The following is a 26,908-nucleotide window of genomic DNA, read 5'->3' on the forward strand; positions in this document are numbered from 1 at the left end:
AACAGACCCCTTATGAAACGAATTATATTTTTAACCATCATCGCCTTGTTTTCTACGTTGTTGCAACTACGTGCCCAGAGCGGATTACAAGGTATCAACTACCAGGCAGTAGCCAGGAATATGAATGGGACTACTATTTCCGCTCAGGCATTAAAAATCAGGTTTACCATTTTGGGAGGATCTGCCTCCGGAAATGTGCAATACCAGGAAACGCAGGATGTGACTACCAACCAGGTAGGGCTTTTTACTGCACAAATTGGTAAAGGTGATGTGGTATCCGGCACCTTTGCCGGTGTTCCCTGGGCCCAGGCCAATCAGTACTTACGGGTAGAGATATCTTCCGGTGGAAGTAATTTTACAGAACTGGGAACCTCACAATTAATGAGTGTACCCTTTGCTATTTATGCGGCAAACAGTGCATCGGGGCCGGCTGGGCCGCAAGGACCTAAAGGAGACCCTGGTGTAGTGGGCGCACAAGGTCCAAAGGGAGATCCTGGCGTAGCCGGCCCCACAGGGGCAACGGGGCCAGCAGGACCCATTGGACCGGCTGGACCGATTGGACCGATTGGACCCTTGGGGCCTGTGGGCGCAAACGGCGCTATTGGACCACAGGGACTTAAAGGGGATCCCGGCAATGTAGGGCCACAGGGCGCCACTGGACCTATAGGTCCCATAGGACCGGCCGGACCTATGGGGTTACAAGGTCCTGCGGGGCCGGTAGGTGCAACCGGGGCAATGGGGCCTGCGGGACCGATTGGCCTCACAGGAGCTACCGGACCAGCGGGGCCGATAGGGCTAACAGGCCCTCAGGGATTACAGGGACCGGTCGGGCCAGTGGGCGCTACAGGAGCTACCGGAGCTGTTGGACCAGCAGGGCCTATTGGACCGACAGGCGCTACCGGACCAGTTGGACCAATAGGCCCTGCAGGACCACAGGGGCCTCCGGGAACTATCACTGCTTCACCAGCAGGCGGCGATCTAACGGGTAATTACCCCAATCCTCTTATTGGTAATGGCAAGGTAACTGCGGCGAAAATTGCCGCTGGCGTCATTCCAACTACGTTACCGCCCAATGGTCCGGCAGGCGGCGACTTACAAGGTACTTATCCCAATCCCGGAGTAGCCAGATTACAGGGAATAGCTGTTAATACCGTGTCTCCTTTAAGCGGACAAATATTGCAATATGACGGAACCAGATGGACGCCAGCAACAGCCGGAGCACCGTTTGCACTTCCTTATGCCAATACAGTGAATTTGCCAGGTACAGTGTTTTCCATTACCAATCAGGGCGATGGTACTATACTGGAAGGCGTTAGTAATAGTACCAGTGCCAGTATTGCTGCATTAAGAGGAGTTGTATCCTCTGCTTCTCCAGGTGGTTTTTCCACTGCCGTGAGAGGTATTAATAATGGCACCGGGGGTCTTGGAATAGGTGTATGGGGCTCACAGAACGGTAGTGGGTGGGGCGTATATGGAAGTACCTCTGGTGGAATTGGTGTATATGGCAATGCCTCCACAACAGGTACCGGCATATTTGCCAACAGCAACACTGGCACCGGGCTAACTGCTATGAGTACCAGCGGTATGGCCGGTAGTTTTTCTATTATCAATAATGCTAATAGCTCCCATGTATTAGATGCCAGTACCAATGGGAATGGTAATGTGATTAATGCCAGTACTTCCGGAAGCGGTGTGGCCGTAAACGGCAGCACAACAGGTACCAACAATGCTGTGGCCGGAAATAGCACAGGAGGCAGCGGCGTATACGGCGTTACTGCTACCATAAGTGGCGCTGGTGTATTGGGAGACAACACTGCCGGAGGCGAGGCAGTAACAGGTCGTACTAAAAGTGTTGGAACAGCTACGGGCGCTGTAGTGGGAAGAAATGACGGGATCGGTTATGGCGTTTATGGATTTGCCGCTACTGATGCCAGTGGTAGTGCCATTGGTGTTTTAGGGCGGGCTGGCATTAGCGGCGGTACTGGCCGGGCAGGGTTCTTTGAAAATCTAAACACCGCAGATACCCACAATGTGCTGGAGGCGGTGAGTACAGGCCAGGGTGTTATAGCAGACCATTCCCAGGGAAATGCGGCGAACTTCTTTGCCAATAATACCAATGGTGTTGGCGCTGGTGTACGTGGAGAAGTGAACAGTATTTTTGGGAATAATGGTACAGCGGGTGTTTATGGCGTAGCTTCCGGTACGGGTGGTTATGGCGGTTATTTTGAACATTCCAGCACCACCGGTTTTGGGAATGCGCTGGCTGTTATCAACCAGGGACAAGGAAATGGCATGACAGTTACCCAGAACGGCCCTAGTGGCAGCGCTGTATTTGTTCAAAATACAAACAATACCAACAGTGCCAATAACACCATCCAGGTAACCTCAACAGGCCCGGGAAATATTCCCGATAATAGTTTAGGTAACGTTGCCAACTTCTTCGCAAACAACACCACTGCTGTTGCTGCCGCAGTGCGGGGAGAGGTAAACAGTATATTTGGTAATGCCGGTACTGCAGGCATATACGGCATAGCTTCCGGAACCGGGGGATATGGCGGATATTTTGAGCATAGCAACACCACTGGATTTGGACATGCATTATACGTTACAAGCCAGGGGCAGGGTACTGCTACAGTGCTGGACCATAGTGGCCCCAGCGGTAATGCTGTACAGATTCAAACTTCTAACAATACCAACACCGATAACACCTTACAGGTAACCAGTATCGGGCCTGGAGTAATAGCTGATCACTCGTTGGGCAATGCCGGCAATTTTTTCATGAACAACACCACTGGTGTTGGAGCCGGAGTACGTGGAGAGGTAAACAGTATATTTGGTAACAATGGTACAGCTGGCGTATATGGCGTTGCTTCCGGTACAGGTGGATATGGTGGTTATTTTGAACACAGCAATTCGACCGGCTTCGGCATTGCGCTCCAGGTGCTTACCAATGGGCAGGGATCTGCCTTTGTAGTGAATCATAACGGAGCAAGTGGTGACCTGGCAATATATCAAACAGCAGGCTTTAACAAAGCGCGTATTGATCGTACCGGCAAGGGCTTTTTCAATGGCGGTTCCCAGGTGGGTGGAGCTGACGTAGCTGAAGCTTTTGATGTAACCGGAGAAAGAGCAGCTTATGAGCCTGGGGATGTAATGGTGATTGCGACCAGTGCTGACCGTACCGTAGAGAAATCAACGGAGGCTTATTCCTCACTCGTAATAGGTGTATATGCTACGAAACCTGGCGTACTGATGACCGAAGCTGCGGTAGATACTACTGAAACGGCTAAGATTCCGCTGGGGGTAGTAGGTGTGATTCCCACGAAGGTATGTAATGAAAATGGACCGATTCACCGCGGTGATATGCTTGTCACCTCACACAAACAAGGCTACGCAATGAAAGCAGATATGCATAAGGTGAAAACGGGCCAGGTAATCGGGAAAGCGTTGCAGGAATTTGATGGGGAGGAAGGTAAGATCAAAGTATATGTAAATGTAAAATAGCGCCCGCAAAAAGCATAATCGTGACAGGCATCGGAAATTCGATGCCTGTTTTTTATTACTATTTTGGAGGGTACCAAACATAAAAAGGCAAACAGTTCCGGAGGAACTGTTTGCCAAATATATTGAGTTGCCTTTGCAGGCTATAACTAGATTCTGAAGTGAGAGAAAGCTTTATTCGCTTCGGCCATACGGTGAGTATCTTCTTTCTTCTTGAATGCTGCGCCTTCACCTTTGCTTGCTGCTACGATTTCGTTAGCCAGCTTGTCAGCCATGCTCTTACCGTTTCTTTCGCCGGCGTAGCGTACTAACCATTTGATGCTCAGGGATATTTTTCTATCAGGGCGAACTTCAGCAGGAATCTGGAAAGTAGCACCACCGATACGACGGCTTCTAACTTCAACACCAGGAGTAACGTTTGCCAATGCTTTTCTCCAAACCTCGTAACCGTTTTCGCCGGTCATTTGGCTTACCTTATCCACAGCATCGTAGAAAATTTTATAGGCAATGCTCTTTTTTCCTTGTTCCATTACGTTATTAACAAAGCGGGTTACCAGCTTGTCATTGAACCTTGGATCCGGAGCCAGAGGCAATTTTTTTGCAGCTTGCTTTCTCATTTATTGAAAATTACGACTATTTATAATTGTTATTTTTTAGCCTTTTCCTTCTTAGTACCATATTTGGAACGGCTCTGCTTTCTGTCTTTCACACCGGCAGTATCCAGGGAACCGCGAACGATGTGGTAACGAACACCTGGTAAATCTTTTACCCTTCCACCACGGATCAGTACGATAGAGTGCTCCTGCAAGTTGTGACCTTCACCAGGGATATAGGCAATCACCTCAACTTTGTTGGTTAAACGCACTTTCGCTACTTTACGCAGAGCGGAGTTCGGTTTCTTAGGCGTGGTAGTGTATACACGAGTACAAACGCCACGGCGCTGAGGGCAGCTATCTAATGCCCTGGACTTAGACTTAGCCCGGATAATTTCTCTTCCTTTTCTTACTAATTGTTGTATAGTAGGCATTCTTTACCTAGTTTTTTATGTCGGTTTACAATGACATCCAAATTCCCCATAAAGGGATTTTGGGACGGCAAAGGTAAAACTATATGTGTGAATAACAAAATTGTTTCGAAAATATTTTTGCCGGAATGATCACCTATAATACAGGGAGTGGTCTTAATTATTTTGGTAGGAGCTCAGGATTACCAAAAACCGGACTGCAAAGGTATGGTTTCTCGAAGAAACTACCATAAAAAAATAGGGCCTTTTTATCAGCCCTATTTTTATCTATATATTAATATATAAAGCTGTTATTTCTTATCTATTAAATAATTCCAGTGACGGGTATCGGCAGTACGGCCGGTACGGATATCGTCCAGGCGCTGGATCACTTCGGCTCCAATGTCATATTTGGAAGTATCCAGTTTAATATGGGTGTCCAGGTAATCCAGCTGCTCTACATAGGCCACGCTGGAAGCGGTACCGGTACCGAACACTTCTTTCAGGGTACCATTTTTATAGGCGGCTACTACCTCGTCGATCGAAATGGGTCTTTCTTCCACATTAAGCCCCATATCCCTGAGAATATCCATGACACTGGCGCGGGTTACCCCTTCCAGGATGGTACCCTGGGTAAGATCGGGCGTAATGGCCGTATTGCCGATAATGGCAAACACGTTCATCGTACCGCATTCCTGGAGGTATTTGTGTTCATATCCATCTACCCATAAAATCTGGTCATACCCCTGTTTCCTGGCCTGCATGGTGGGATACATGGTACCACCATAGTTACCTGCTGCCTTGGCATAACCAACGCCGCCCGGGAATGCACGTACATATTTGTCTTGTACCAGCAGCTTGATAGGCTTATTAAAATAGGGGCCTGCCGGAGAGTTAATCACCACAAATTTGTAGGTATCGGAAGGACGTACGCCGATAAATTCATCCGCTGCAATCATGAACGGGCGAAGGTAGAGCGAACAACCTTTACCAGTAGGTACCCAGTCGCGGTCTATATCGATCAGGAGGTCCAGACCGCCAATGAACAGCCATTCCGGTACTTCCGGCATTCCCATTCTTTCTGCGGAGGTATTGAAGCGTTTATAGTTATCATAGGGCCGGAAGATCATCGGGGAACCCTGGGGATCTTTATAGGCTTTAATTCCTTCAAAAATTGCTTGCCCGTAGTGCCAGGCGGCATTTGAAGGACTTACAGACAGGTTTTGGAAAGGCAGAATCGCTGCATTTTTCCATTCTTTACCATCAAAATCGGCCACCAGCATATGGTCGGCATACATTTTACCAAATGCCAGGTTATTAAAATCTACTTCACTCAACCTGCTTTTCGTAGTTTTAGTGACTTTGATCTTCTGTAGTGCCTCGTCCTTAACTGTTGATTTATCTACCATCATGGTTAATCAATTTTATCTCAATATTTTTACACTTTAATCGTTGTGTCGCTGGTAGCCTGTGGGCCCCGGCAGTGCAAATAAACTGATTTTTCCCCAGAGGGGTTTTTAATATTAAATTAAATAATAATAAATATGCCACTTGAGCAGCTTGATCTTGATCCATACTTTTTGGCTAAGATCTTTACCCAGCCGATCATTCCCGGGAAAAGCGTGCCGGTTGCCGCCGAAGAAAAAGTGGTACCCAAAGTCAAATATTTAGGAGAAAATCAAAAAAACATTGCGCTCTTCATACAAAACGAAAACGAAGCGTACTTAAACGAAGAATTATTCAACCTCCTTACCAATATATTAAATGCCTGTAAACTGAGCATGCAGGACGTATCCCTTTTGAATGTATCCCACCACCCTTCCCTGGCCTTTCCTGACTGGAAAGCTGCCGTGAAGATAACGCGGGGCGTTGTATTTGGGATTGCACCAGAGCAGTTGGGATTTAGCGATATTCCCTTGTATCAACTGGTAACCGTGAATGATACCACGCTGTTATTTTCCGATGAATTATCGCTGATTGGAAGCGACAAGTTATTAAAAGCCCGGCTTTGGGCGGGGTTGAAACAATTATTAAATATTTAATTTATTTATCATACAACAAGATGAAATTGATATTTGCTACCAACAATCAAAATAAGGTAAAGGAATTCCGATCGCTGCTGGGCAACCAGTTCGAGATTATCACGCTGCTGGAAGCAGGTATAGATATAGACATCCCGGAACCGCATGACACCCTGGAGGCTAACGCCACCGAAAAATCGGCTACCATTCACCGGATGACGGGAGAAAATTGTTTTGCAGAAGACACCGGATTGGAAATCAACGCCCTGGATGGCGCACCAGGTGTTTTATCTGCCCGGTATGCAGGCGAACAGAAAGAAGCGGCGGACAATATTGTGAGGGTATTGAAGGAAATGGAAGGCAAAACCGACCGCAGTGCTCAATTCCGTACTGTTATTTCCCTGATATTGGATGGGAAAGAATACCAGTTTGAGGGTGTCAGCAAAGGACATATTACCAATGCCCCCCAGGGCGGTGAAGGTTTTGGGTATGATCCTATTTTTGTGCCTGAAGGAGAAACCCGTGCCTTTGCAGAAATGGCGCTGGGCGAAAAGAACCAGTATAGCCACCGGGCCAGGGCCTTCCAAAAATTTGTCGCCTTCCTGAAACAAACAGCAAACGTTTAGCATCTACCTAAAAAAATATAATGGCAAGGATTAAGATAGATTTACCGGCAGCATTTCCTTTTAGTATAGCAATACCCGTACGGATACAGGATGTTAACTATGGCGGCCACGTAGGCAACGATGCGATACTTTCGATTATGCATGAAGCCAGGATCAGGTTCCTAGAAAGTTTGGGTTACAAGGAGCTCGACAAAGAAGCAGGCGCCGGTCTTATTATGGCCGATGTAGCGGTAGCCTATAAAGGAGAAGCATTTCATGGAGATGTGTTTGAGGTGTTTGTGGCTGCGGGGGAATTCAATGCCTTTGGCTTTGAGTTGTTTTACCGTATCACGGCTCAACGTAACGCACAAACGATTACCATTGCTGAGGCTAAGACTGGCATGATCTGCTTTGATTATCACCAACGTAAAATAGCGAAACTGGCGCCAGACATGAAGACACGTCTGGAGGCTGGTAAATAAACATATTATATGGATACTACTACTTCAGTTAACACCGTAGAGCAGGTTATTACGGCCCGTCGTACTGTGAAACCTACCAGTATGAACGGCCGGAAAATAGCCGATGAAACCGTGCAGCAATTATTACAGCTGGCCGATTGGGCGCCTACCCATGGCCATACAGAGCCCTGGTATTTTTTGGTATACAGCGGCGACAAAGTACAGCAATTTTGCGCCGACCATGCCGACCTGTACAGGCAATATACACCGGCCGATAAATACATTACCGGCAACTATGAGAAGTTGAAGAACCAGGGAAACCTGGCCTCTCATATCCTGGCTATTTGTATGAAACGAGGTAATAATCCTAAGATTCCGGCGATAGAAGAAATTGCTGCCGTGTCTTGCGCCGTGGAAAACATCTGGCTGGGAGCTACTGCCTTAAATATCGCCGCTTACTGGGGATCTGGCGGGATGACCTACCATCCGGCCATGCAGGATTACCTGGGTTTGGGAGATGATGACCAGGTACTGGGATTCTTTTATATGGGTTATACAGATGAACCCGTGATGCCAGGCAGAAGGATAAAACCTTTTGAACAGAAATTCAAATGGATGTAAGTATAAATTAGCAGGGCCTTTGTTTAGTACAAAGGCCCTGATTTTTATTTCCATTACAATTGATATCCTTTGGCTTCTGCTTCAAAGCTGGCGATCTGGGTAGCTACCCAGTGTTCGTCTTTATGCAGTTCTTCTGCCATAATCCTGGCTACGGCGGGGGCTATACGCATTGCTTCCTTCGCATCCAGCAGGAGGAGGCGGGTACGGCGGGCCAGAAAATCTTCGATATTGCGGGCCATTTCCTCCCTCACGGCCCATACCACCTGGGCTTTTATAATATGATATTCGCGGCTTAGCTCTTCCTGCAGGTCAGGTTCACGGGCTACCATCTGGTGGATATGTAGCATATCGCTGCCATAGAAATACCAGGGATCATTCCAATTAACATTATCAGCAGCGCCATGGATACGGAGTTCGTGGGTAACAGAAGCCGTTTGTTTCCAGCGAAGGGCTTCTTCCAGTTGCTGTATCACATCTTCGGCCATGCGACGGTAGGTAGTCCACTTTCCGCCGATAATAGTAACAAGGCCGGATTTGGCGACCATGATCTTATGGCTGCGGGAAATTTCTTTGGTTTTATGTCCTTCAGCTTTAGCAGCGGCCAGGGGGCGAAGTCCGGCCCACACGCTACGGACATCGGAGCGTTGAGGCGGTTTGGCGAGGTATTGCCCGGCGGTATTGAGGATAAAGGCAATTTCATTTTCCAGCGCCCTGGGTTCAAGGCTAATGTGATTGACAGGCGTATCGGTGGTACCCACTACCACTTTATTATGCCAGGGCACTACAAATAATACCCGTCCATCGCTGGTAGCAGGGATCATGAGGGCATTGTGCCCGGGCAGGAAATCGCTGTCGAGTACCAGGTGTACACCCTGGCTGGCCGCAATAGATTTTGGGGCCTGTGGATTATCCATCTCCAGAATATCATCAGCAAACACACCGGTAGCGTTAATCACCGCCCGGGTATTCAGATGGATCTCCTCTCCTCCTTCCAGTGTATCCTTTACCGTTACTCCATTGACATTTCCGCTTCCATCCTTGGTGAGGCTGGTTACCCGCATGTAATTGAGTACCGTACCTCCTTTATCGGAGATAGTTTGGGCGAGATTGATTGCCAGGCGGCTATCGTCGAACTGGCCGTCGTGGTAGAGCACCCCTCCTGCCAGGTTATCTTTTTTCAAAGTAGGCAGGCGTTCGAGCGTAGCCGATTTAGATATATGTACCGATTTACCGAGACTGAGGCGTCCGGCGAGCCAATCGTACATTTTGAGGCCAATCGTGTATTTTATATTCTCCCAAAAATTAAAAGTAGGAATTACAAAAGCCAGGTTGCGCACCAGGTGGGGTGCGTTAGCTACCAGGCGGCCCCGTTCCATACTGGCCTCCCTTACCAATGATACATTGCCCTGTGCTAAGTAACGCACCCCTCCATGCACCAGCTTCGTACTTTTGCTGGAAGTAGATTTGGCAAAATCCACCTGTTCGAGCAGCAAGGTACGATAACCTCTTGTTACGGCTTCCAGGGCAGCCCCCAGGCCAGTAGCGCCACCGCCTATTACAATTATATCCCAGGGCTGAAGGTCTTTCCGTAGGGCATTTACGAGCATTTCTCTGTTCATAAACTAGTTTTCATGGTCTGGCAATGACTTACAAATTACAGCGGAAATAGCGAATGAGCAACCAGATTCCAGAAAACTTAACCTCCGGGCCGGCTAAAAGTTTTAAATTCAGCAACAATTGGGCATAAAAAATGTTCCAACATAAGCATCTACTTTTTACAGACACCTGTTCATATGTTTACCAAAGCTACATGGCTGTTGCCCATTATGGCACTATGTATTATTACCGGCGGTAGTTTTCACGCCCAGGCGCAGCGCAAAAAACAGAAGGCAAAAGTGGATACCATTCACATGGTAACCATCGACAGCGCCACTATCCGGAAAAATATTGCTGCCATGGCAAAGGATAGCAACCGTATCAAAAAATCCGATACTTCTGTTGCCATATTGATTAATCGCATTGAAGATTACACGCTGATGCTGAACGAGGTAATGAGTTCCCTCCGGCGTGGATTCGACACTGTAAACATCAGCAACGGCCTTCCCATGACAGACACTTCGCTGGCCCTGATAAAATATAATATCGCCAGCCTGGGCCGTACTCCCAACATCAACGATATCTATACCAATAAAGTGATGCTGGAACAGCTGCAACGCAAGCTGGACTCCTGGCAGTCGACCCTCTTTTCCTATTATGATAAACTGGTGGGCATTAATGATACCATTTATTCACTGCGCCGGGATTCCGCTATGCGTAACATCCCAGCAGAAAATGAATTGTATGGTTTTTATCTTGGTCAGATCACTAACCTGATCCTTAAATTTCATGCGGTAGACAGTGCCAACAAGGTTAACCTGATCAGGATAGGACTACTACAGAATAAAGTGGCTAACCGCTATATAGAAGTGTCTAACTTATATGAAGACATGGACTACCGGCTGGAACAGCATTCCGCCAACATGTTTGCACGCGACTATCGCTACTTATGGCGGCCACACCGGGACAGTATTAATCCCCTGGATTTCTTCCCGGTATTGAAAAACTCCCTGCATAAGAGCGGTAAGGTGATGGGCATATTTTTCATCATACAATGGCCGGTATTTTTTGTGTGGCTGCTTTTGGCAGTATTGTTTACCTGGTGGGTATACCATAACATTAAGCGTATAAAACAAAATCATACCGAGGAAGAAGGTGAAACAATTTTACAGCATACACAATACCTGTATCGTTTTCCCATAGCCTGTACCGTTGTACTGGTGACAACGCTTTCGGCCGTGTTATCTATCCGTTACCCTATTCTATTTACCGAAATCACCTGGTTACTGAATGCCATCGCGCTAACGTTTATTTTCCGGCAGCTATTATCCCCCACCTTATTCCGGACCTGGCTACTGATGATAGGGTTGCTGTTCCTGTATTGTTTGAACAACTTATTGATAGAAGTGACTTACGCTGAACAATGGGGGTTGCTGATAGGCGCTATTTTCTCCACCATATTAGGTTACCGGCTGTTAAAAGAAACGGCGCTGAGCACTTTTGCTCCTCCCCGGTTTATACGGCCGGTAGTAAAGCTGTTTATCGCCACCAGCATTTTCTCGCTGGTACTGGTGATATTCGCCAGAGTGGGCACTGCCAAGATCATGGGTTCCAGTGCAATTGTTAATACTGTTATGGCCCTTAGCTTATTTTCCCTGGTGAAAATATTGATGGAAGCGGTATACCTGCAAGTAGAAGCGAACAAAGATTCCAGCACCTTCATCTCATTTATGGACTACCAGGATGTACAACGGAAGTCGAAAACTTTCCTGGCCATATTAGCCGTCGTAGGCTGGCTAATCATCATTGCCCGTAATCTTTACCTGTATGATGCTATTCATGAAAGTATTTCCGACTTCCTGTCATCGCCGCACCAGATAGGTAATTCCGACTTTACTTTCAGCAGCATTATTATCTTCATATTGGTGATCTGGGTATCTACTGTAGCTTCACAGTTGATTGCCTACATGTTTGGCAGCACCGGGCAAACCACCAGCGGTAAAAAGACCAAATTTGGCTCCGCCTTATTGCTACTGCGTTTGGCAGTATTAGCGGGAGGTGTGCTACTGGCGTTTGCTGCCTCCGGCATTCCTATGGATAAATTAACCATTGTTATTGGCGCCCTGGGCGTTGGTATTGGTTTTGGCTTGCAAAATGTTGTCAACAACCTGGTATCCGGCATCATCCTGGCTTTCGAAAAGCCGATAGAAGTAGGCGATGTAATTGAAGTAGGCTCCCGTTCAGGTACCGTAAAGGAAATAGGTATCCGCTCCAGTAAAATCAACGCTCCCGACGGCTCAGAAGTCATTGTTCCCAATGGGGACCTCATTTCTCAGCAGCTGATCAACTGGACCCGCACCAACCGTACCCGTCGCGTTACGTTCCTGATCGGCGTAAGCTATGGTAGCGATATAAAGCAAGTAACCGATATTATTAAGTCGGCCTTCACCGATCGTAAAGATGTGTTGACCTTACCGGCGCCGGTAGTTCAGCTGATCGAATTTGGCGATAATGCCATCAATTTCCGGGTGTACTTCTGGGTAGGCGACCTCGATAACGCCAGTACAGCGATGAGCGAGGTGCTCGCCACCATTTATACAGCCCTGAATAATGCCGGCATCGAATTGCCTTATCCACAGCGGGATCTGCATATTCGGTCAATTGATGAGCTACTGATGAAGAAGTGGGAAAAGCCGGGTAAAGATGAAGCTGTTTAAAAAAATTTCCAAAAAAAGGGGAATACATTTTGAATTTTCATTTTTAAGCCGTTATCTTTGCACTCCCGTTTTGGGTCAGCAGTCGCTACAGATGGTAGTTACAGCGGGTCAAAAAGGAATATGGCGAGGTAGCTCAGGTGGTTAGAGCGTTGGATTCATAACCCAAAGGTCTCGGGTTCAACTCCCGATCTCGCTACAGGTAAAAAGCCGCAAACACTTTACAGAAAAGAGTTTGCGGCTTTTTCATTTAAGCGCAGTGGTCGGGTTTGGCGGTCATATAATTCGACATCATACAGGAGTTCTGCAATTAGGTTAGCAGGTATTGTTGAGGTCTATGAACCTATCTGCTTTAAAAGCAGTATTGCTGAAAACCGGATTCTTAAGTGGACTATTTTGAATCGTTGAGTCAGGATGATATGGTTTAACTCCTGATGGGGATATTAATGGGAGGAGCAAATTGATTATTTCACTTCATATTTGCAATATCAATGCTTATTTCTTAGCTTTTTAGGGAACATCTCAGCGAGGACTCTTCTCTTCAGGCCAGGCAAACCCTACTCCTCCATGCAGGTATCTCTCTGTTTCTTGTAAATAAAATGTATTTACTCCCTGGAGCCCGACTCCCGCATAGTAAATAAACTTATCTACATGTTCCTGGTATTCACCAAACTCGCGATAGTCCCTATGCAAGGCAATCATTTCTTCCAAATCCGCATTATGAATACGAAGAGCCTCTGCACAAGCCTCTTCCAGCGATAGATGATATTCCCGTTGCAGCACAAAGATCAGATTAAACACTTCTGTTCCCTTTGCCATTTCTTTTGGCAGAGAATGAATATCGTTTTGCCATGCAACAACTCTGACAATCAGGGATATGATTTTTTGTATGATGGGATGCTCAATGATATGGTTCGGCAGAACAAGGCCTGATTCAATCTCACCAAAGATCAGATACGGACGCATAAGAACGGAAAACTCACGAATGACTTGGAAAAGGCTAAGAGAAGGGGGCAGATTGGTTACTTTAAAAGAATATTCTAATTCAATCCCATATCTGAAGGATTGATAAAAATAGTTGATGAAACGCTCCATCCATATTTCAGGCATGAAAGCACGGAATTCGTTTCTGAGGATCGCCAGATGTTGATAAAGTGCATTTTCATCTGGTCCTGGTTGATCTCCTTTAAGAATAGCTGTACAACGGATCCGCTGTTGTTGGATTTCCTGAAGTGAGGAATGTTCTAATTGATCGTCGAGAACAACATATTGGAGCATGAACCTGTTGCAGGGAATAGCTTGCTCATACGTCAGGTCGGGCCACATACAGGCTGTACAGGCATGCAATCGCATCTTCTTGTATTTCACTTTTTGTACGTCTGTCAGAAAGGTGTAATCATTGTCGATCCAGGAATCCATATCCCGCCCCATTTGCTCTATATGCGAATTAACAAGATTGGGCCATGGATAATAATTTAAAGGAAGATAGTTGCTGGATTTGAATTCTTCAGGTCTCATATTATAGCTTATATTTAGCGATAAATATAAATGTCATGCTAAAATAATGCACCATGTTTACAACCGCATCCTGACAAAAAAATGTTGAATACCTTTTATTACTTTAGTAGTAAATGTCGTCTGTTACCTATACTGACTGTACATTATTGAAGCATATCATCATGCTGCATTTTTCCTTAATATTTATTTAGAATGTTGCTTCAAAAGTAGAGAGGCATACTGCAGTAAATATACAGTTGGTTCATTTATAATACATCAAAAATCATTGTCGATTATCCCCTGCATTTCAGACAACAAGAAAATCATGAGTTCCAAATGCCTCCCATTGCCGCTACGGGGCTGACCAAAAAGTAAACTAATGCTTTTTGGTCAGCCCTCATTACACTCACTTCACTTTCTTTGCCCAAGCCCTCAGCTGATTAATTGCATCATACAACACTCCCGCTTCACCTCTGAAATCGCCGGAGCCAGAGGCTTTCCCGGTACGCACATCGTACCACTCGTTGAATCCTTTATTCTTAATAACGCGGTCCAGCATCGGACTCATTTCTGCGTAAGCCTCTGCAGGCATACCATTAACGGCCAATGCTGTAATCATACGTCCGCCGAACCAGGTCCAGTCGCCGGCATTCTGATAAACATAGGCGGGCATATTGGGAAATACTTCTACCGGGTAGGGCGGATAAACGGTCATTCCGATGGTAGCGAAAGGTTCCTTTTCTGCTGCGGCCAGGAACTGCTGGTTGATCTGCCTGATCTCTTTCTGATCGTGCAATCCGGCCAGGATGGCGCAGGCGGTACCACCGGTATAAAGTATACTGCGTTCATCGAAAGAAGCCGGGAATGGGCTGCCATTCAGGTAAATATGCGGAATGTATTTGTTAGCGGCAGCATCCCACAAGTGTTTCCTGATATTTTTTCTAAGTGTAGCTGCAATATTTTTCCAGTTATCATGAGCCGGATAAGCTGCGGGTTTTATTACCAGGAAATCGTTGATAGCCAGCAGGAACATGGCATTGTCATAAATATCGATCGCCCATTTTGTTTTTTCATTCAGCGCAACGCCCCATCCGGTTTCCGGCTGTACATCCCCCCAATCTATGGTGGTAGCACCTTTTACAAGGCCGTACTCTTTCGACCAGCGCTCATTTAAAATAAACCGCATAGCGGCTTCCATTCTTTGCAGCACGGTTTGATCGCCCACTTTTTCCTGGAGAATGCTTCTATCGCCGGTGACATCTATGTATTGTTTTACAGCCTGTATCAGCGATGACTCCTGGTCTGTTTCCACGGTATTCTTATGGCTTGCCCAGCCTGGAGCCAGCGCTGAGTAGCCGTATTTATAGCCGACGTTGGCTTGTTTTTCGTTGATGGCGCCATCGGGAATATTACCATCTGTACCTTGCAGCTTAAAGAAGAGGAGCAGCGCATCTTTTACATCCTGACGGCTGCGCACTTTCAAAGAACCTTTGATAAAGGTATTAAAGTCCCTGATCCAGATTTCTCCATAACCTGTGCCGGCGTTGAACCCGGTTAATACTTTTAACGCCCACGTCTGTACGGTATCCAGGCGACTATCACCCTGTATTTGTTGGGCCAACACCGTTTTGCTGATCCCCGCTGCTTCCACCCGGCCCGGATAGGATAACAACTTAAATTCGCCGCTCTGTGCATGAGCTGCCATCGCCAATATAACGGAAGGCAGTATTAATATTTTTTTCATTTATCGTTACTTATTGTGTATAAAATGTAAATTCTTCCATAGTCATAAACCGGCTATTGCATTAGTCAGCAACTTAAGCTGGTAATTTTTCATATCAGCGCCGGGCAGAATTCTTATTTGTATATACATAAATACATATTAAAATGATACCGTCAAATTTTTTCAGGGAAAAATTTCTTTTCCAGCTAAAATTCATACTTAATCAGACGACTACACATACCCTATAAAAGGCCATACAAGTAAATATTTTACAAAACATCCCTCCTTCGGATTTTTTTAGGGGACATCGTTATATATGTATGTACATTATAACATAATGAAATATAGAAAGCGGCTACAGCAAATCTTCCTGTGATGTGGTAAAAAAGTCCTTTTACATTTTTTGTTACCTTCAATACCACTATAAACATGCTTATGGAAAATGAATCCACACCACCGGAATTCTGGGACGCCGCTTTCACGGAAAAACAAGAGATGTGGGGCTTTGAGCCGTCTAAATCCGCGATCCTGACAAAAGACTTTTTTGTGCAGCAGGGTATTAAAAATGTGCTCATCCCTGGAATAGGCTATGGCAGGAATGCCCAGGTTTTCAGAGATAATGGTATGAAGGTAACAGGAATCGAGATATCCGCCACTGCGATACAAATGGCGGAAAAGCACTACGGCACAGGAATGGTCATCTACCATGGCTCTGTTACTGATATGCCGTTTGACCATGACCGTTATGACGGCATATTCTGTTATGCGCTCATTCATTTGTTAGACAGTAACGAAAGAGCTAAACTTATCCGCAACTGCTATCATCAATTGTCAGAGAATGGATACATGGTGTTTACCGTAATTTCAAAAGAGGCGCCCACCTACGGCAAGGGCACATTTATCAGCCAGGACCGCTACGAAATGTTTGGAGGTGTTAATATGTTCTTTTACGATAGAACATCTATCCAGGAAGAGTTTGGGCAATCGGGCTTGTTTGATATTATGGAGGTAAATGAAAATTATCCCTTCTTTTTGATTAAGTGTAAGAAGGGGGATAATATACCGCAACAGTAAACCCTTTCATCTTTTGACAATAAAGATGAAAGGGTTTATCATAAAGTTACAATTTCCATCAGTTAATAACCACTTGTAGAACTAGTATGATAGTGCCCACGTAAATACTCCAAACCAAGTGTTTGCCATAAACCCGGTAAGTTGATTGTTGCTATTATACGTGTAAGTATAAGCGGTTTTCTGTCCATCCCTGGAAGAGCCGGCAAGCATGTTTTTATTAACGAAGCTTGATCAGTAGCTACGTCGTACAATCCCAGATTATTAACATAGTTAAGTAAAACCAGGGATTTAAAAACGTTAATCTCACTGGTACATGTATAGATAGTTTCCCCATTAAACCGCCCGGCATTATCATATTCCTTACTACTGGTAATATTACCGTTCGTTACTTCATAGATAAAATACTGTCGTAATTTAAATGTTGTTGGGTCATTGGAATCAGCACTATAATAGCTTTTCTTTGAGAGTACACCGTTGGTATATTCATATATAAAAACGGCTCAGGCCTCCCCAAAGACTATGGTATATTGATATTAAGACTACTGATTTCAGGAGGCTACAACCTATTCCCGAAGCGCAAACCGGCGCTAACGCTAATATGAATCAAAATCCGGGGCACTAGCACCAACCATGCGCACGTAAGAACCGGGAACATTTAGTTCCTGTTTTTTATTATCTCTTATTTTATATAGTTTGATTAAAAGACAGGTCTGCAATAAAGCTTACGCTTCATGCAGATCCTGTCTTGGTCCGGCAATCCCTCATGCCGTTGCTTTGTAGCGCTGCGCTCCCGGATGTGATGAGCATAGAAAGGTCATTACCCTGTTAGAGGTAGCGCAACAAAGCATCCATGCAGTTCGTAAATGATAGAGGGAGAACCTGGCTTACAGGTGAGCGGGACTAAAGTAACCGCGTAAAATTTTTACGGCAGTACCGATTTGATTCTTTACGGTTTGAATACTGGTATTCATTTCCGCAGCAATTTCTTTATGACTCTTTTGTTCATAATGTCTTAAACGGAAGGCCGCGGAGGACTTCGGCGGTACTTTCTTCTTCAGCGCGCTGTTTACCTGTGTATAGATTTCTTTGCTTTCCAGCGGGTCATTAGGTAGAAAAGGTTCATCCGGAATATCGGAAATAAATTTCTTCTCCCTGGTAATCTTATTCAAACAACGGTTACGAATACTGGCATACAGATAGTTCTTCATGATGCTGGCTTTGTCCCTGTTTTGATAATTAATATCAATTTTGAGAAACAGCTTCTTATGCCAGAAATCCATGAAAAATTCCTGCAGCAAATCTTCTGCCTTGTCTACGTCTTTCAACATATCACAAGCCATGACCATTAACATGTGATGGTACTTATGGTACACAGTTGTAAAAGCTTGCGCGCTCCCATCTTTTAGCAGATCCAGGAGGACCGCATCTTGGTTGTTTTGTTGCATTCTCATTTCCTTTTAGAGAGACTGGTTAGGAAAAAATACTTATTCTATTGTTGTCGATAATTAGAAAAAATGAATTTTCTATGGTTTATTACCGTGGTTGAAAGTGGTTTATTTTGCATTCTTTACTTTAAAACTTAACCTAAAAGTAATGCTATAAAACATGTCAAATGGTTAATACATTGTTAAGCAGGAATGTTTAAATATCTGTAAGAATCAATCCCATAGCGGAAAGGGCAAATTTACATTTATTAAGCGAGGGAGGCATAAGAAACCAAACAATTGCATAATATAAGGGCACCCAAAACAGGGTTAACAAACACATCATCAACATAAAAAAACGATCAGGGCTTTAGAAAATCACCGTCTATGATCAGCAATTTTACTCCAGCATCAGATATAGAACGATGACTACTCATCTCATCTGCTACTACGTAAGTCATCCCCTCCGACAATTCAAAGCGATCACCATTCTGCAATTCACTTACGAAAGCGCCCTGCAAGCAGTGCACCACATGCCCTTTCCGGCACCAGTGATCGGCCAGGTATCCGGGAGAATATTCTACAATACGCAAGCGAAGACCTGGCAACTGCAAGGTTTGCCACCAGGCAGTTCCCGTTTCACCGGGATGTACCGTCTTTTCAATAGCGGTCCAGTCAATCGTTTGAAAAGGATAATTTGCACTCATAATAAAGTGTTTAACGTAAACGGATATACGCTTCTATGATTTCGTGGTTTACCTGCAGGCTATCAATCTTCTCTATACCACGCTGTATCAGCGTATCGTTGTGCAATTCAAGCGTAAAAGAGAAATGCTTATCCTCCCAACCCCGGTAGCTGCAGTATTGCAGGTGCTCTTCATATTTATCGCCCGACAATACATAGGTGCCCGCGCCGGATGAATATACGGCGTTACTGGTATCAGTACCTTTTGACAAGTCGTGCTGAAAAAAAGCAAAATGACTGCCGTTAAATAGCTTGATCATTTCTCTCCCCGCCACCGGGAAGGTACTGGTGGTATCGCCATTCTTAATCATTTTACTATAGGCCAACTTCCAGGTGCCGGTAAGGGTGGATCCTGGCGCCGTTGAAGCTGCAGGCATTTTTTCGCCACAGGCAGTAAATGCTAATGCCATTATACCAATGGCGGAGAGTAATCGAAGGTTCATGTCTGTTATAGTTGTTTTAATCATAACGGGTATCTGACATGCCGGATTACTCTGGCATGTTGAAAGCAATCATAAAATTTCAATAGTTGATAAATGATCTCCTGTGTTAAATCCTGTTGATCATCTGCTTCATCCATGTACATTTTCGCGATCTTATGGATGATGTCCTTATTAGCCGCTATCTGTTCCAGAAATTCCTTTTCCATGGGTTCCAAAGTACAGGGCTTTAATTCATAATGGGCGTCACGGTATATCCCTGCTTTCTCAGCAAGGCAATGATGCCTATGGGCCCGCCCAGGTGGCCTGCACCTACGGCGAAAAAGCTGGAACCTTTTTGCATCATTTCCGGCATTTCTGTTACCCAATGATGGTTTCTTTCTTCCAACATTATCTGGATGGTATGCTTGTCCATTAATTCCTCCACCATCCTGTTATATAAGGCGCTTACATCTTCCGCTTTATAATTTTCTACCATCTGGTTCATCATTATCCGGGCGCTGTCAAATTCTTTTACCTGGGTAATAATCTGCTCGTCTGAAAATGCTTTATTCATCAGGTCGAGCTGCTCTTGTATCGTTTCCAATGCTCCCACCGGCAATTGTTTGGATGTTGCCATCTGGTTAAAGGTCATTTCATATGATTTGGGTTGCGCACACGAAAATAATTTCTGCATCATCAGGGCCATTACCATGGTGAGTTTGAAGTTATCGAAAGGCTTCAGGGGCATACCCATTTTTTGCTGCATCAGGGAATCCAGCGTAGCATATTCTGTTGGAGAAAGTTTTTTGCTGAGTGGTGTGTCCGCTCTCATAGCCGCTTTCACCAATGCAGGTGTGGAAGGGTTAAATAAATCGGTCTCCAGCACCAGCTGCGATGCTTGGTCGAATGCATTTTTTGTTTTAGGAGCTATTTTAAAGTCGGCGTCACATATCATATGGATAGTACCGTACAGGTAAGACGGTTGGGGTAATCCTTTCCCGGTTACTTTCCAGAGGAGCGATTTTTCCAGCTGGGGCTGTTGTTGTCCGCTGGCACTGCCGGTAAAAAGGCCAACAAATAAAATGGCTAACAGGACTATAGTTTTCATGATGTATTGCATATTGGGTTTTATTTGGAAGATTAGTAGCCGAAACAATGATTTCATTACAGCAAGGGGCTGTTTTTTTTATTTTTTTGGGAGAGAAAGGTATGCAGCATTATTTTATCGCTGCATACCTGTGTATCCATATTTATTCAAACGGCAACTCTGGCCGTTTGGCAGCGACGTGATTCAAATTGTGCTCAATCATTTTTTCCAGCAGGTAGTAGCCTGCGTTCGGCCGTACATGGGCATATTCGCGTTCCAGTTTGGTAATGGGCGATAGCCAGTATAAATTCACTTTATCTCCATATACTTCCGGTAGCTGGATTTCCGGCCCGTTGTACAGGGCGGAGGAAAGCACTACACTTTCGAAAGGAGCTACCAATTCGTCAGATTTAACCGTATGCCCTTCTCCCAGCCAGGTCACCTGTTTCCAGGGACGGTCGGCCAGTCCCGACATAAAGCTGCCCATATTCATCATTTCCTTGTCGCTGAAATCGTCTTTACGGAAAGCCATGGCCAGCTCCATTCTCCGGAAACCAGGAGATCTTTCATTATACAACAACTCCACCCATGGCATGGGCCGTATACTTACGCCTAACGTGAGCAAATACACGATGCCGTCTTTTTCAAATTTGCCGATAGCCATCGGTGGCCATTGATCACCATCTATCGCATAGTATTGCTGCAGGGGACCAAAAGCTCCCTCGTAAGCTTTAATAAATTTGTCCTGCAAAATACTCCATGTCTGAGAGGTTTCGTCCGACCATTCCTTCCAGAAGGCAATGGCCTGATCTACCCGGTCATACATAGCGTTGGTACCTCTTTTTCCCAGAGGCATCAGGCGGTCGGTGTCACCGGCGCCGATACAATCAGCCGCATATGCCACCGAATGTTCTTCGTTATATAAACTCCAGCCGGGGATAACTCCCAGTATTTCGTCATCGTACATAACGGCGGCGCCATCACCTTCCTCCAGCCATACAATTGCCAGCCGCTCTTTTTCCAATGGTTCCTTTCCCTGCGGATGATTACAGAAAGCCACTTCCAACATAGGCGCCATACCTTCTTTCATAGCGGCCACATCTTTCTTTGCAGGGGCAGGCATTAAATTGCGCAACCAGCAAGGGCGCGGAGAATATTTAGACGTCAGCAATTCAGACGGATAAAGATAAAAATAAGCTACCCGGTCGTCCTGTTCTACTACGGCATACAAAGTACCTCTATTATTAGCTTGTTCTATCAACATTACCGGTTCAGACATAATTACATTTTTTAGATCCTTCAAATTTAATGCATTCAACCCAGTACTATAAATCCTGGTTTATTTGCTGTATTTTGTCAATTATACAATTCATTTTCACATGAGAAATTCCACTTTATTATTGGCACTCCTGTTGTTTTGCAGCATCGCACTTTTTGCAAAAGAGCGGCAATTCTACCAGATTAAAATCTATCATCTTACCACTACCGCCCAGGAAGCGTTGGTAGATAATTACCTGGAAAAGGCTTTCCTGCCGGCATTGCACCGGGCGGGCATCAAACAGGCAGGCGTTTTCAAACCTGTTACGCCCGATACCGCAGATATCCGGATCTATGTATTCATTCCATTTCAATCAATGGAACAATTCGTACACCTGGATAAAACCCTGCAGGCAGATAAATTACTGTCGACTAACGGTCAGGCCTATATGGATGCACCCTGGAATAATATTCCTTATGCCCGTATAGAATCTATTTTATTACAGGCATTTCCCGGGATGCCCCTCATGGAAGCGCCTGTGCTGTCGGCGCAGAAAAGCGAACGGGTATACGAACTACGCAGTTATGAAAGCCCGTCAGAAAAATACCATGTCAACAAGGTAAAAATGTTCAATACGGGAGATGAAATTGGCATTTTCAAAAGCCTGGGCTTCCATGCTGTATTTTATGCATCGGTTATTTCCGGCCCCCGGATGCCCAACCTGATGTATATGACTACCTTCAACAATAAAGAAGACCGCGACACACACTGGAAGGCATTTAGTGCCGATCCAAGGTGGAAAAGCCTGTCTGCCCTGGAAGAATATAGTCACAATGTATCCAAATCAGATATCCTCTTTTTAAGACCTGTCAATTATTCCGATATATAATCTTTTTTCCGGGCAGATGGCGATTACCGTTATTTGCCCGGATGCATTTCTTCGTCGAATAATCCTCTTACCAGATTTATTGTGTTGGCCGTAGCCCTGGTTTTGTCGTAAGCCAGGTAAATAGTGTTGGTAACAGGTACCTCTCCTTCCCACAACAGCTTCAGTTGTTTTTGTTTTACCAGGTCTTTCACCAGGTAATCCGGGACAATGGTGATGCCATTAATCTGTTGCATGGTTTTTAAAATAGTATTAAAATCCGGTACAATATAACGGGGCCTCCACCCGGGCCGCTTACTGAAATTATGCACCCAGAACCGACGGATAGCTGCGCCATCGTTGCTATAGGCAAACCAATCCTGTACCTGCATCCAGGCTTCCGCTCCATCCAGGTCGTTGTTTCGGACACATTTCTTCAAGGGGCCGGCATCTAACCCCGGGCTGCCCACCAGCACCCACTTTTCCTCCAGCAGGGGTACTGATACCACATTTTTTTCAGTTACTATCCCGGGAGATATCACAAAACCGAGGTCGCCCTTCATCAGTTTCTGTACCAGGTCTTTTGCCTGGCCAAATTCTGTTACCAGGTTCGCTTTCCCGATACGATCTATCCTGGAGGACAGAATGGCGTCAAAGAATTCCTTCGGGGCGCCCAGCTGGATAACAGTCATACACCGCTCCACACAGGTGCGGTTAAAGTCGCCCTCCACTTTCTCCAGCCGGTCTACCGCATCGATAATCTGGCTGTAAAACAGGTGGCCGTAGCTGGTAGGCACCATCTGCCGGGGTTTGCGCTCAAACAGCGGGTGGCCGATATAATTCTCCAGGGCCGACAGGTGCTGACTAACATTAGGCTGTGAAATCAACAATTCCTGTGCGGCGCCTGTTAATGTACCAGATTGGTAGATGGCCTTAAAAGTCCGGTACCATTCAAAATTTACCATAGCACAAAAGTATAAATAAATTTATCCTTTAAAAGGCGTTACATCATTTACTTTATACATACTTTTTCCCGTAAAAAAGAGTTAAATTAACTGTATAACACGCCCACCAACAGGTCTGGAAATGACCCACCACACATTTCTGCTCCTGGTAAAGAAACTTCATTCTTAAAAATCAAAAAACTGATCTCAGATGGCTAACGACACTCCACACAAAGTTCAGACTGCGCTCGGCGATGTAGCCGCGCGGCAATTGGCAATCGCCACCCGTACGGTACCACAAATGTCTACCATTACACCCCGGTGGTTGACTAAGTTAATGAGCTGGATACCTGTAGAATCGGGCGTATACCGGCTCAACAAAGTAAAAGACGCCAGCAGCGTAACAGTAGACTGTTCCGGCAGGGACGAACGCGAATTGCCACAAACCTATGTGGACTATATTGAAAATCCACGTGAGTATAATCTGAGTGCTGTTAACACCGTATTGGATGTACATACCCGCGTATCCGACCTTTACAGTAAACCCTATAACCAGATCAGCGAACAGTTACGCCTGATCATTGAAACTATCAAAGAAAGGCAGGAAAGCGAATTGATCAACAACAAGGAATATGGACTGCTACATAGCGTAGTGCCCTCCCAGCGGCTTAAAACCCGCACCGGCGCACCAACACCCGACGACATGGATGAACTGATCAGCAGGGTGTGGAAAGAACCCGGCTTCTTTTTATTACATCCTTCTGCCATTGCCGCCTTTGGCCGCGAATGTACCCGCCGGGGTGTTCCTCCTCCCACCGTATCGTTATTTGGCTCTCAATTCCTTACCTGGAGGGGCATCCCATTGATCCCTTCTGATAAGGTACCGGTAGAAAAAGGCAAATCCAAAATTATCCTTCTGCGTACCGGGGAAAGCCGCCAGGGCGTAGTAGGCTTATACCAGCCTAACCTGCCCGGCGAGCAATCACCCGGGCTATCGGTTCGCTTTATGGGAATAAATCACCAGGCCATCGCCTCCTACCTGGTTTCCCTTTACTGCTCCCTGGCAGTATTGGTAGACGATGCCATCGGTGTATTGGATGATGTAGAAATCGGCAAGTACCATGAATACAAATAATTTCTCCATGGATGGACTACCGGATGTAGCGTTGTTGGAAAAGCTGGCCAACCAGTTTTTTTCTTCCCTGCAACCTGGTAGTGAAACATCCCCGCTATACGAAGCCGTAAGCCCTGCCCCTGATCCGCTGTTACACCAGGGAAGCGTATCAGATGTTACGCAGGCGCCTACCAGCTTACCGGATCCACATTTTGCCAACAATGGTGGCGTGCCCTCTTCCGTAGCGGGTAGCGGGATTTCTCCTTCTGCCTTATCGCGGCAACCGGCATCCGCAGATCCGTCTTTTGAGCAGGAGTTGCAGCGGGCACTGAAAGGCATTCCTCATTCGTCTTACAACGCGCAGTTGCCTTTCCAGGGCTTATCTTATTATTTTCTGCCGGAGCACCAGTCAGCAATCACGGGCGCCATACCGCAGTCGCTGGATATCAACCGCGTGAGGGCGGACTTTCCTATTTTACAGGAACATGTAAATGGCCGGCGGTTAATCTGGCTCGACAACGCGGCCACTACGCAAAAGCCCCGGTCGGTGATAGAGCGGATCAGTCAATTTTATGAGCATGAAAATTCCAATATCCACCGGGCAGCACATGAGCTGGCAGCCCGCGCCACTGACGCTTATGAAGCCGCCCGTGAAAAAGTAAGACGCTTTTTGAACGCAGCTTCTACCAATGAAATTGTATTTGTACGGGGCGCTACAGAGGCCATCAACCTAGTGGCGAAAAGCTGGGGAGAACAATTCCTGCAGCCGGGCGATGAAATCATTCTCAGTCACCTGGAGCATCACGCCAATATTGTACCCTGGCAACAACTGGCACAGCAAAGAGGATTACAAATAAAAGTAATACCGGTAGATGACGATGGACAACTGATATTATCAGCCTACCAACAGTTGCTGAGTAACAAAACCAAACTGGTATCCTTTACGCAGGTATCCAACGCATTGGGCACGGTAACCCCTGTACGACAAATAGTGGAACTGGCCCACCAGGCCGGCGCTAAAGTATTGGTAGATGGCGCACAGGCTGTATCTCATATGCGGGCGGATGTGCAGTGGCTCGATTGCGATTGGTATGTCTTCTCCGGGCACAAGGTATTTGGTCCCACCGGTATCGGCGTGCTTTACGGGAAAGAAGCCCTGCTCAATGAAACCCAACCCTGGCAGGGTGGTGGTAATATGATCAAAGATGTAACCTTTGAACACACCCAGTACCATTTGGCGCCCAGCCGCTTTGAAGCAGGCACCGGCAGTATCGCCGATGCCGTAGGATTGGGAGCTGCCATCGACTATGTGGATCATATCGGGATAGACGCTATCCAGCAATATGAACACTACCTGCTGGTATATGCCACTCAGCTACTGAAAGAGATACCGGGACTACGCTTAATCGGCACTGCGCCTGATAAAACCAGTGTATTATCTTTTGTGTTGAAAGACTTTACCACAGAGCAGGTGGGTGCTGCGCTCAACCAGGAGGGCATTGCTGTGAGAGCCGGGCATCATTGTGCACAACCTATTTTACGCAGGTTTGGTGTAGAAAGCACCGTGAGACCGTCATTAGCTTTTTACAACAGTTGTGCAGATATTGATGCATTGGCTGAAAGCCTGCTACGTTTACGCAGAAGCAGGATATAATATCAACGTGTTTAATAAGCATCCGGATGCCTTCCACGCATCCGGATTTTTTTTTTGATAGCAGTTGTTAAATGTCAAAAAGCAGCGATTCACTTTTTAGCGACCACTGGAAAAATATTTTTCTGCTACATGTCACTCAAAAATACATCTCTCTCCAATCTCCTTCAAACACTGTACAGCACTGCATTGCATAAGATCGTCATTTATGTAATGTGCGCACAATTCCCGTGAAATGCTCGTCAGTACTCAAAAAAATTAATCGTTAAATTTTGTAGTTTAAATTATTTACCTACATTTGCAACCACATTGCGAGGTAGAGCAGAGGTAGCTCGTCGGGCTCATAACCCGAAGGTCAGTGGTTCGAATCCGCTCCTCGCTACAAATTATGGAAGTCCTGAACACACTGTTCAGGACTTTTTTTTGCCATATAGCGGATCATCAAATAAATTAGTATTATTACAGGATCAAGTTGAAAAGTTGGGGAATTAGGCATAAAGTTTATATAATCTAAACAGAAAGAATTCTACATCCCGTACCCCTCGAAGAGCGTTTCTAAAGGACTTTATTTTCGCATTAAAT

The 26,908-nt window shown here is 45.7% G+C and carries 23 protein-coding genes and 2 tRNA genes; 12 read left to right on the forward strand and 13 right to left on the reverse strand.

What is annotated here, in order from left to right:
* Positions 1-12: 12 nt before the first annotated feature.
* Positions 13-3,504, forward strand: coding sequence for a collagen-like protein (locus FHW36_RS23520; protein ID WP_145672699.1), 3,492 nt, complete (start codon positions 13-15; stop codon positions 3,502-3,504).
* A gap of 146 nt (positions 3,505-3,650) precedes the next feature.
* Here FHW36_RS23520 and rpsG read toward each other — a convergent pair whose 3' ends face one another.
* From rpsG to FHW36_RS23535, 3 genes are all read right to left on the reverse strand, one after another.
* Positions 3,651-4,118: a 30S ribosomal protein S7 gene (gene rpsG / locus FHW36_RS23525; RefSeq protein ID WP_145672701.1), complete on the reverse strand. Its 468-nt coding sequence runs from the start codon at positions 4,116-4,118 to the stop codon at positions 3,651-3,653.
* 29 nt (positions 4,119-4,147) lie between these two features.
* Complete coding sequence (rpsL, locus tag FHW36_RS23530; RefSeq protein WP_012789278.1) at positions 4,148-4,528, reverse strand: 30S ribosomal protein S12; 381 nt, start codon at positions 4,526-4,528, stop codon at positions 4,148-4,150.
* A 287-nt stretch (positions 4,529-4,815) separates the two neighbouring features.
* Positions 4,816-5,916: a branched-chain amino acid aminotransferase gene (locus FHW36_RS23535; RefSeq protein WP_246121220.1), complete on the reverse strand. Its 1,101-nt coding sequence runs from the start codon at positions 5,914-5,916 to the stop codon at positions 4,816-4,818.
* A 132-nt stretch (positions 5,917-6,048) separates the two neighbouring features.
* Here FHW36_RS23535 and FHW36_RS23540 point away from each other — a divergent pair, with 132 nt between their 5' ends.
* Genes FHW36_RS23540 through FHW36_RS23555 form a run of 4 tightly spaced genes read left to right on the forward strand, consistent with a single transcriptional unit; the run spans position 6,049 to position 8,212 of the window.
* Positions 6,049-6,546: a hypothetical protein gene (locus FHW36_RS23540; protein WP_145672703.1), complete on the forward strand. Its 498-nt coding sequence runs from the start codon at positions 6,049-6,051 to the stop codon at positions 6,544-6,546.
* 20 nt (positions 6,547-6,566) lie between these two features.
* Positions 6,567-7,151 carry an RdgB/HAM1 family non-canonical purine NTP pyrophosphatase gene (gene rdgB / locus FHW36_RS23545; RefSeq protein ID WP_145672705.1) on the forward strand — a complete coding sequence of 195 codons (585 nt, stop codon included), beginning with the start codon at positions 6,567-6,569 and terminating at the stop codon, positions 7,149-7,151.
* Between the two features lie 20 nt (positions 7,152-7,171).
* The gene (locus FHW36_RS23550; RefSeq protein WP_145672707.1) at positions 7,172-7,612 is read left to right on the forward strand and encodes a thioesterase family protein; all 441 of its coding nucleotides are present in this window, start codon (positions 7,172-7,174) and stop codon (positions 7,610-7,612) included.
* A gap of 9 nt (positions 7,613-7,621) precedes the next feature.
* On the forward strand, positions 7,622-8,212 hold the full coding sequence (locus tag FHW36_RS23555) for a nitroreductase family protein (protein WP_145672708.1): 591 nt from the start codon (positions 7,622-7,624) through the stop codon (positions 8,210-8,212).
* Between the two features lie 53 nt (positions 8,213-8,265).
* Here the strand turns inward: FHW36_RS23555 and FHW36_RS23560 are convergent, their stop codons facing one another.
* Positions 8,266-9,831 carry a glycerol-3-phosphate dehydrogenase/oxidase gene (locus FHW36_RS23560; protein ID WP_145672710.1) on the reverse strand — a complete coding sequence of 522 codons (1,566 nt, stop codon included), beginning with the start codon at positions 9,829-9,831 and terminating at the stop codon, positions 8,266-8,268.
* Positions 9,832-10,005: 174 nt separating this feature from the next.
* Here FHW36_RS23560 and FHW36_RS23565 point away from each other — a divergent pair, with 174 nt between their 5' ends.
* The gene (locus tag FHW36_RS23565; protein WP_145672712.1) at positions 10,006-12,525 is read left to right on the forward strand and encodes a mechanosensitive ion channel family protein; all 2,520 of its coding nucleotides are present in this window, start codon (positions 10,006-10,008) and stop codon (positions 12,523-12,525) included.
* Between the two features lie 122 nt (positions 12,526-12,647).
* A tRNA-Met gene (locus FHW36_RS23570) sits at positions 12,648-12,721 on the forward strand.
* 323 nt (positions 12,722-13,044) lie between these two features.
* On the opposite strand, the gene FHW36_RS23575 is transcribed toward FHW36_RS23570, so the two are convergent.
* Both FHW36_RS23575 and FHW36_RS23580 read right to left on the reverse strand, forming a co-directional pair.
* Positions 13,045-14,040 carry a terpene synthase family protein gene (locus tag FHW36_RS23575; RefSeq protein ID WP_145672714.1) on the reverse strand — a complete coding sequence of 332 codons (996 nt, stop codon included), beginning with the start codon at positions 14,038-14,040 and terminating at the stop codon, positions 13,045-13,047.
* 385 nt (positions 14,041-14,425) lie between these two features.
* The gene (locus FHW36_RS23580) at positions 14,426-15,763 is read right to left on the reverse strand and encodes a glucosidase family protein (RefSeq protein ID WP_186452571.1); all 1,338 of its coding nucleotides are present in this window, start codon (positions 15,761-15,763) and stop codon (positions 14,426-14,428) included.
* Between the two features lie 414 nt (positions 15,764-16,177).
* Between FHW36_RS23580 and FHW36_RS23585 the strand changes: the two genes are divergently transcribed.
* Positions 16,178-16,816, forward strand: coding sequence for a class I SAM-dependent methyltransferase (locus tag FHW36_RS23585; RefSeq protein WP_222429156.1), 639 nt, complete (start codon positions 16,178-16,180; stop codon positions 16,814-16,816).
* Between the two features lie 884 nt (positions 16,817-17,700).
* Here FHW36_RS23585 and FHW36_RS23590 read toward each other — a convergent pair.
* The 6 genes from FHW36_RS23590 to FHW36_RS23615 form a co-directional block, all read right to left on the reverse strand.
* Positions 17,701-18,261, reverse strand: coding sequence for an RNA polymerase sigma factor (locus tag FHW36_RS23590; protein ID WP_186452572.1), 561 nt, complete (start codon positions 18,259-18,261; stop codon positions 17,701-17,703).
* Positions 18,262-18,602: 341 nt separating this feature from the next.
* On the reverse strand, positions 18,603-18,947 hold the full coding sequence (locus FHW36_RS23595) for a DHCW motif cupin fold protein (protein WP_145672719.1): 345 nt from the start codon (positions 18,945-18,947) through the stop codon (positions 18,603-18,605).
* 10 nt (positions 18,948-18,957) lie between these two features.
* Entirely contained in the window at positions 18,958-19,428 is a 471-nt protein-coding gene (locus FHW36_RS23600) for a hypothetical protein (RefSeq protein WP_145672721.1), read from the reverse strand.
* Between the two features lie 20 nt (positions 19,429-19,448).
* Positions 19,449-19,634 (reverse strand): sigma factor, encoded by a 186-nt coding sequence (locus FHW36_RS23605; RefSeq protein ID WP_145672722.1) that lies wholly within the window; start codon positions 19,632-19,634, stop codon positions 19,449-19,451.
* A gap of 20 nt (positions 19,635-19,654) precedes the next feature.
* The gene (locus FHW36_RS23610) at positions 19,655-20,515 is read right to left on the reverse strand and encodes a TraB/GumN family protein (RefSeq protein ID WP_186452573.1); all 861 of its coding nucleotides are present in this window, start codon (positions 20,513-20,515) and stop codon (positions 19,655-19,657) included.
* 142 nt (positions 20,516-20,657) lie between these two features.
* On the reverse strand, positions 20,658-21,773 hold the full coding sequence (locus tag FHW36_RS23615) for a suppressor of fused domain protein (protein ID WP_145672726.1): 1,116 nt from the start codon (positions 21,771-21,773) through the stop codon (positions 20,658-20,660).
* A 100-nt stretch (positions 21,774-21,873) separates the two neighbouring features.
* On the opposite strand from FHW36_RS23615, the gene FHW36_RS23620 reads away from it, so the two are divergent.
* Positions 21,874-22,641: an NIPSNAP family protein gene (locus FHW36_RS23620; protein WP_145672728.1), complete on the forward strand. Its 768-nt coding sequence runs from the start codon at positions 21,874-21,876 to the stop codon at positions 22,639-22,641.
* 29 nt (positions 22,642-22,670) lie between these two features.
* On the opposite strand, the gene FHW36_RS23625 is transcribed toward FHW36_RS23620, so the two are convergent.
* Positions 22,671-23,582 (reverse strand): LysR family transcriptional regulator, encoded by a 912-nt coding sequence (locus FHW36_RS23625; RefSeq protein ID WP_145672730.1) that lies wholly within the window; start codon positions 23,580-23,582, stop codon positions 22,671-22,673.
* A 190-nt stretch (positions 23,583-23,772) separates the two neighbouring features.
* Between FHW36_RS23625 and FHW36_RS23630 the strand changes: the two genes are divergently transcribed.
* The 3 genes from FHW36_RS23630 to FHW36_RS23640 all read left to right on the forward strand — a co-directional run bounded on the left by FHW36_RS23630 (position 23,773) and on the right by FHW36_RS23640 (position 26,708).
* Positions 23,773-24,696, forward strand: coding sequence for a family 2A encapsulin nanocompartment shell protein (locus tag FHW36_RS23630; protein ID WP_145672732.1), 924 nt, complete (start codon positions 23,773-23,775; stop codon positions 24,694-24,696).
* The gene (locus FHW36_RS23635; protein WP_145672735.1) at positions 24,683-26,329 is read left to right on the forward strand and encodes a family 2A encapsulin nanocompartment cargo protein cysteine desulfurase; all 1,647 of its coding nucleotides are present in this window, start codon (positions 24,683-24,685) and stop codon (positions 26,327-26,329) included. Before FHW36_RS23630 ends, FHW36_RS23635 begins: the two co-directional genes overlap by 14 nt.
* 307 nt (positions 26,330-26,636) lie before the next feature.
* Positions 26,637-26,708 (forward strand) — tRNA-Met (locus FHW36_RS23640).
* Positions 26,709-26,908: the final 200 nt, after the last annotated feature.

The sequence above is a fragment of the Chitinophaga polysaccharea genome (genome assembly GCF_007829335.1).
Lineage (GTDB): Bacteria > Bacteroidota > Bacteroidia > Chitinophagales > Chitinophagaceae > Chitinophaga > Chitinophaga polysaccharea_B.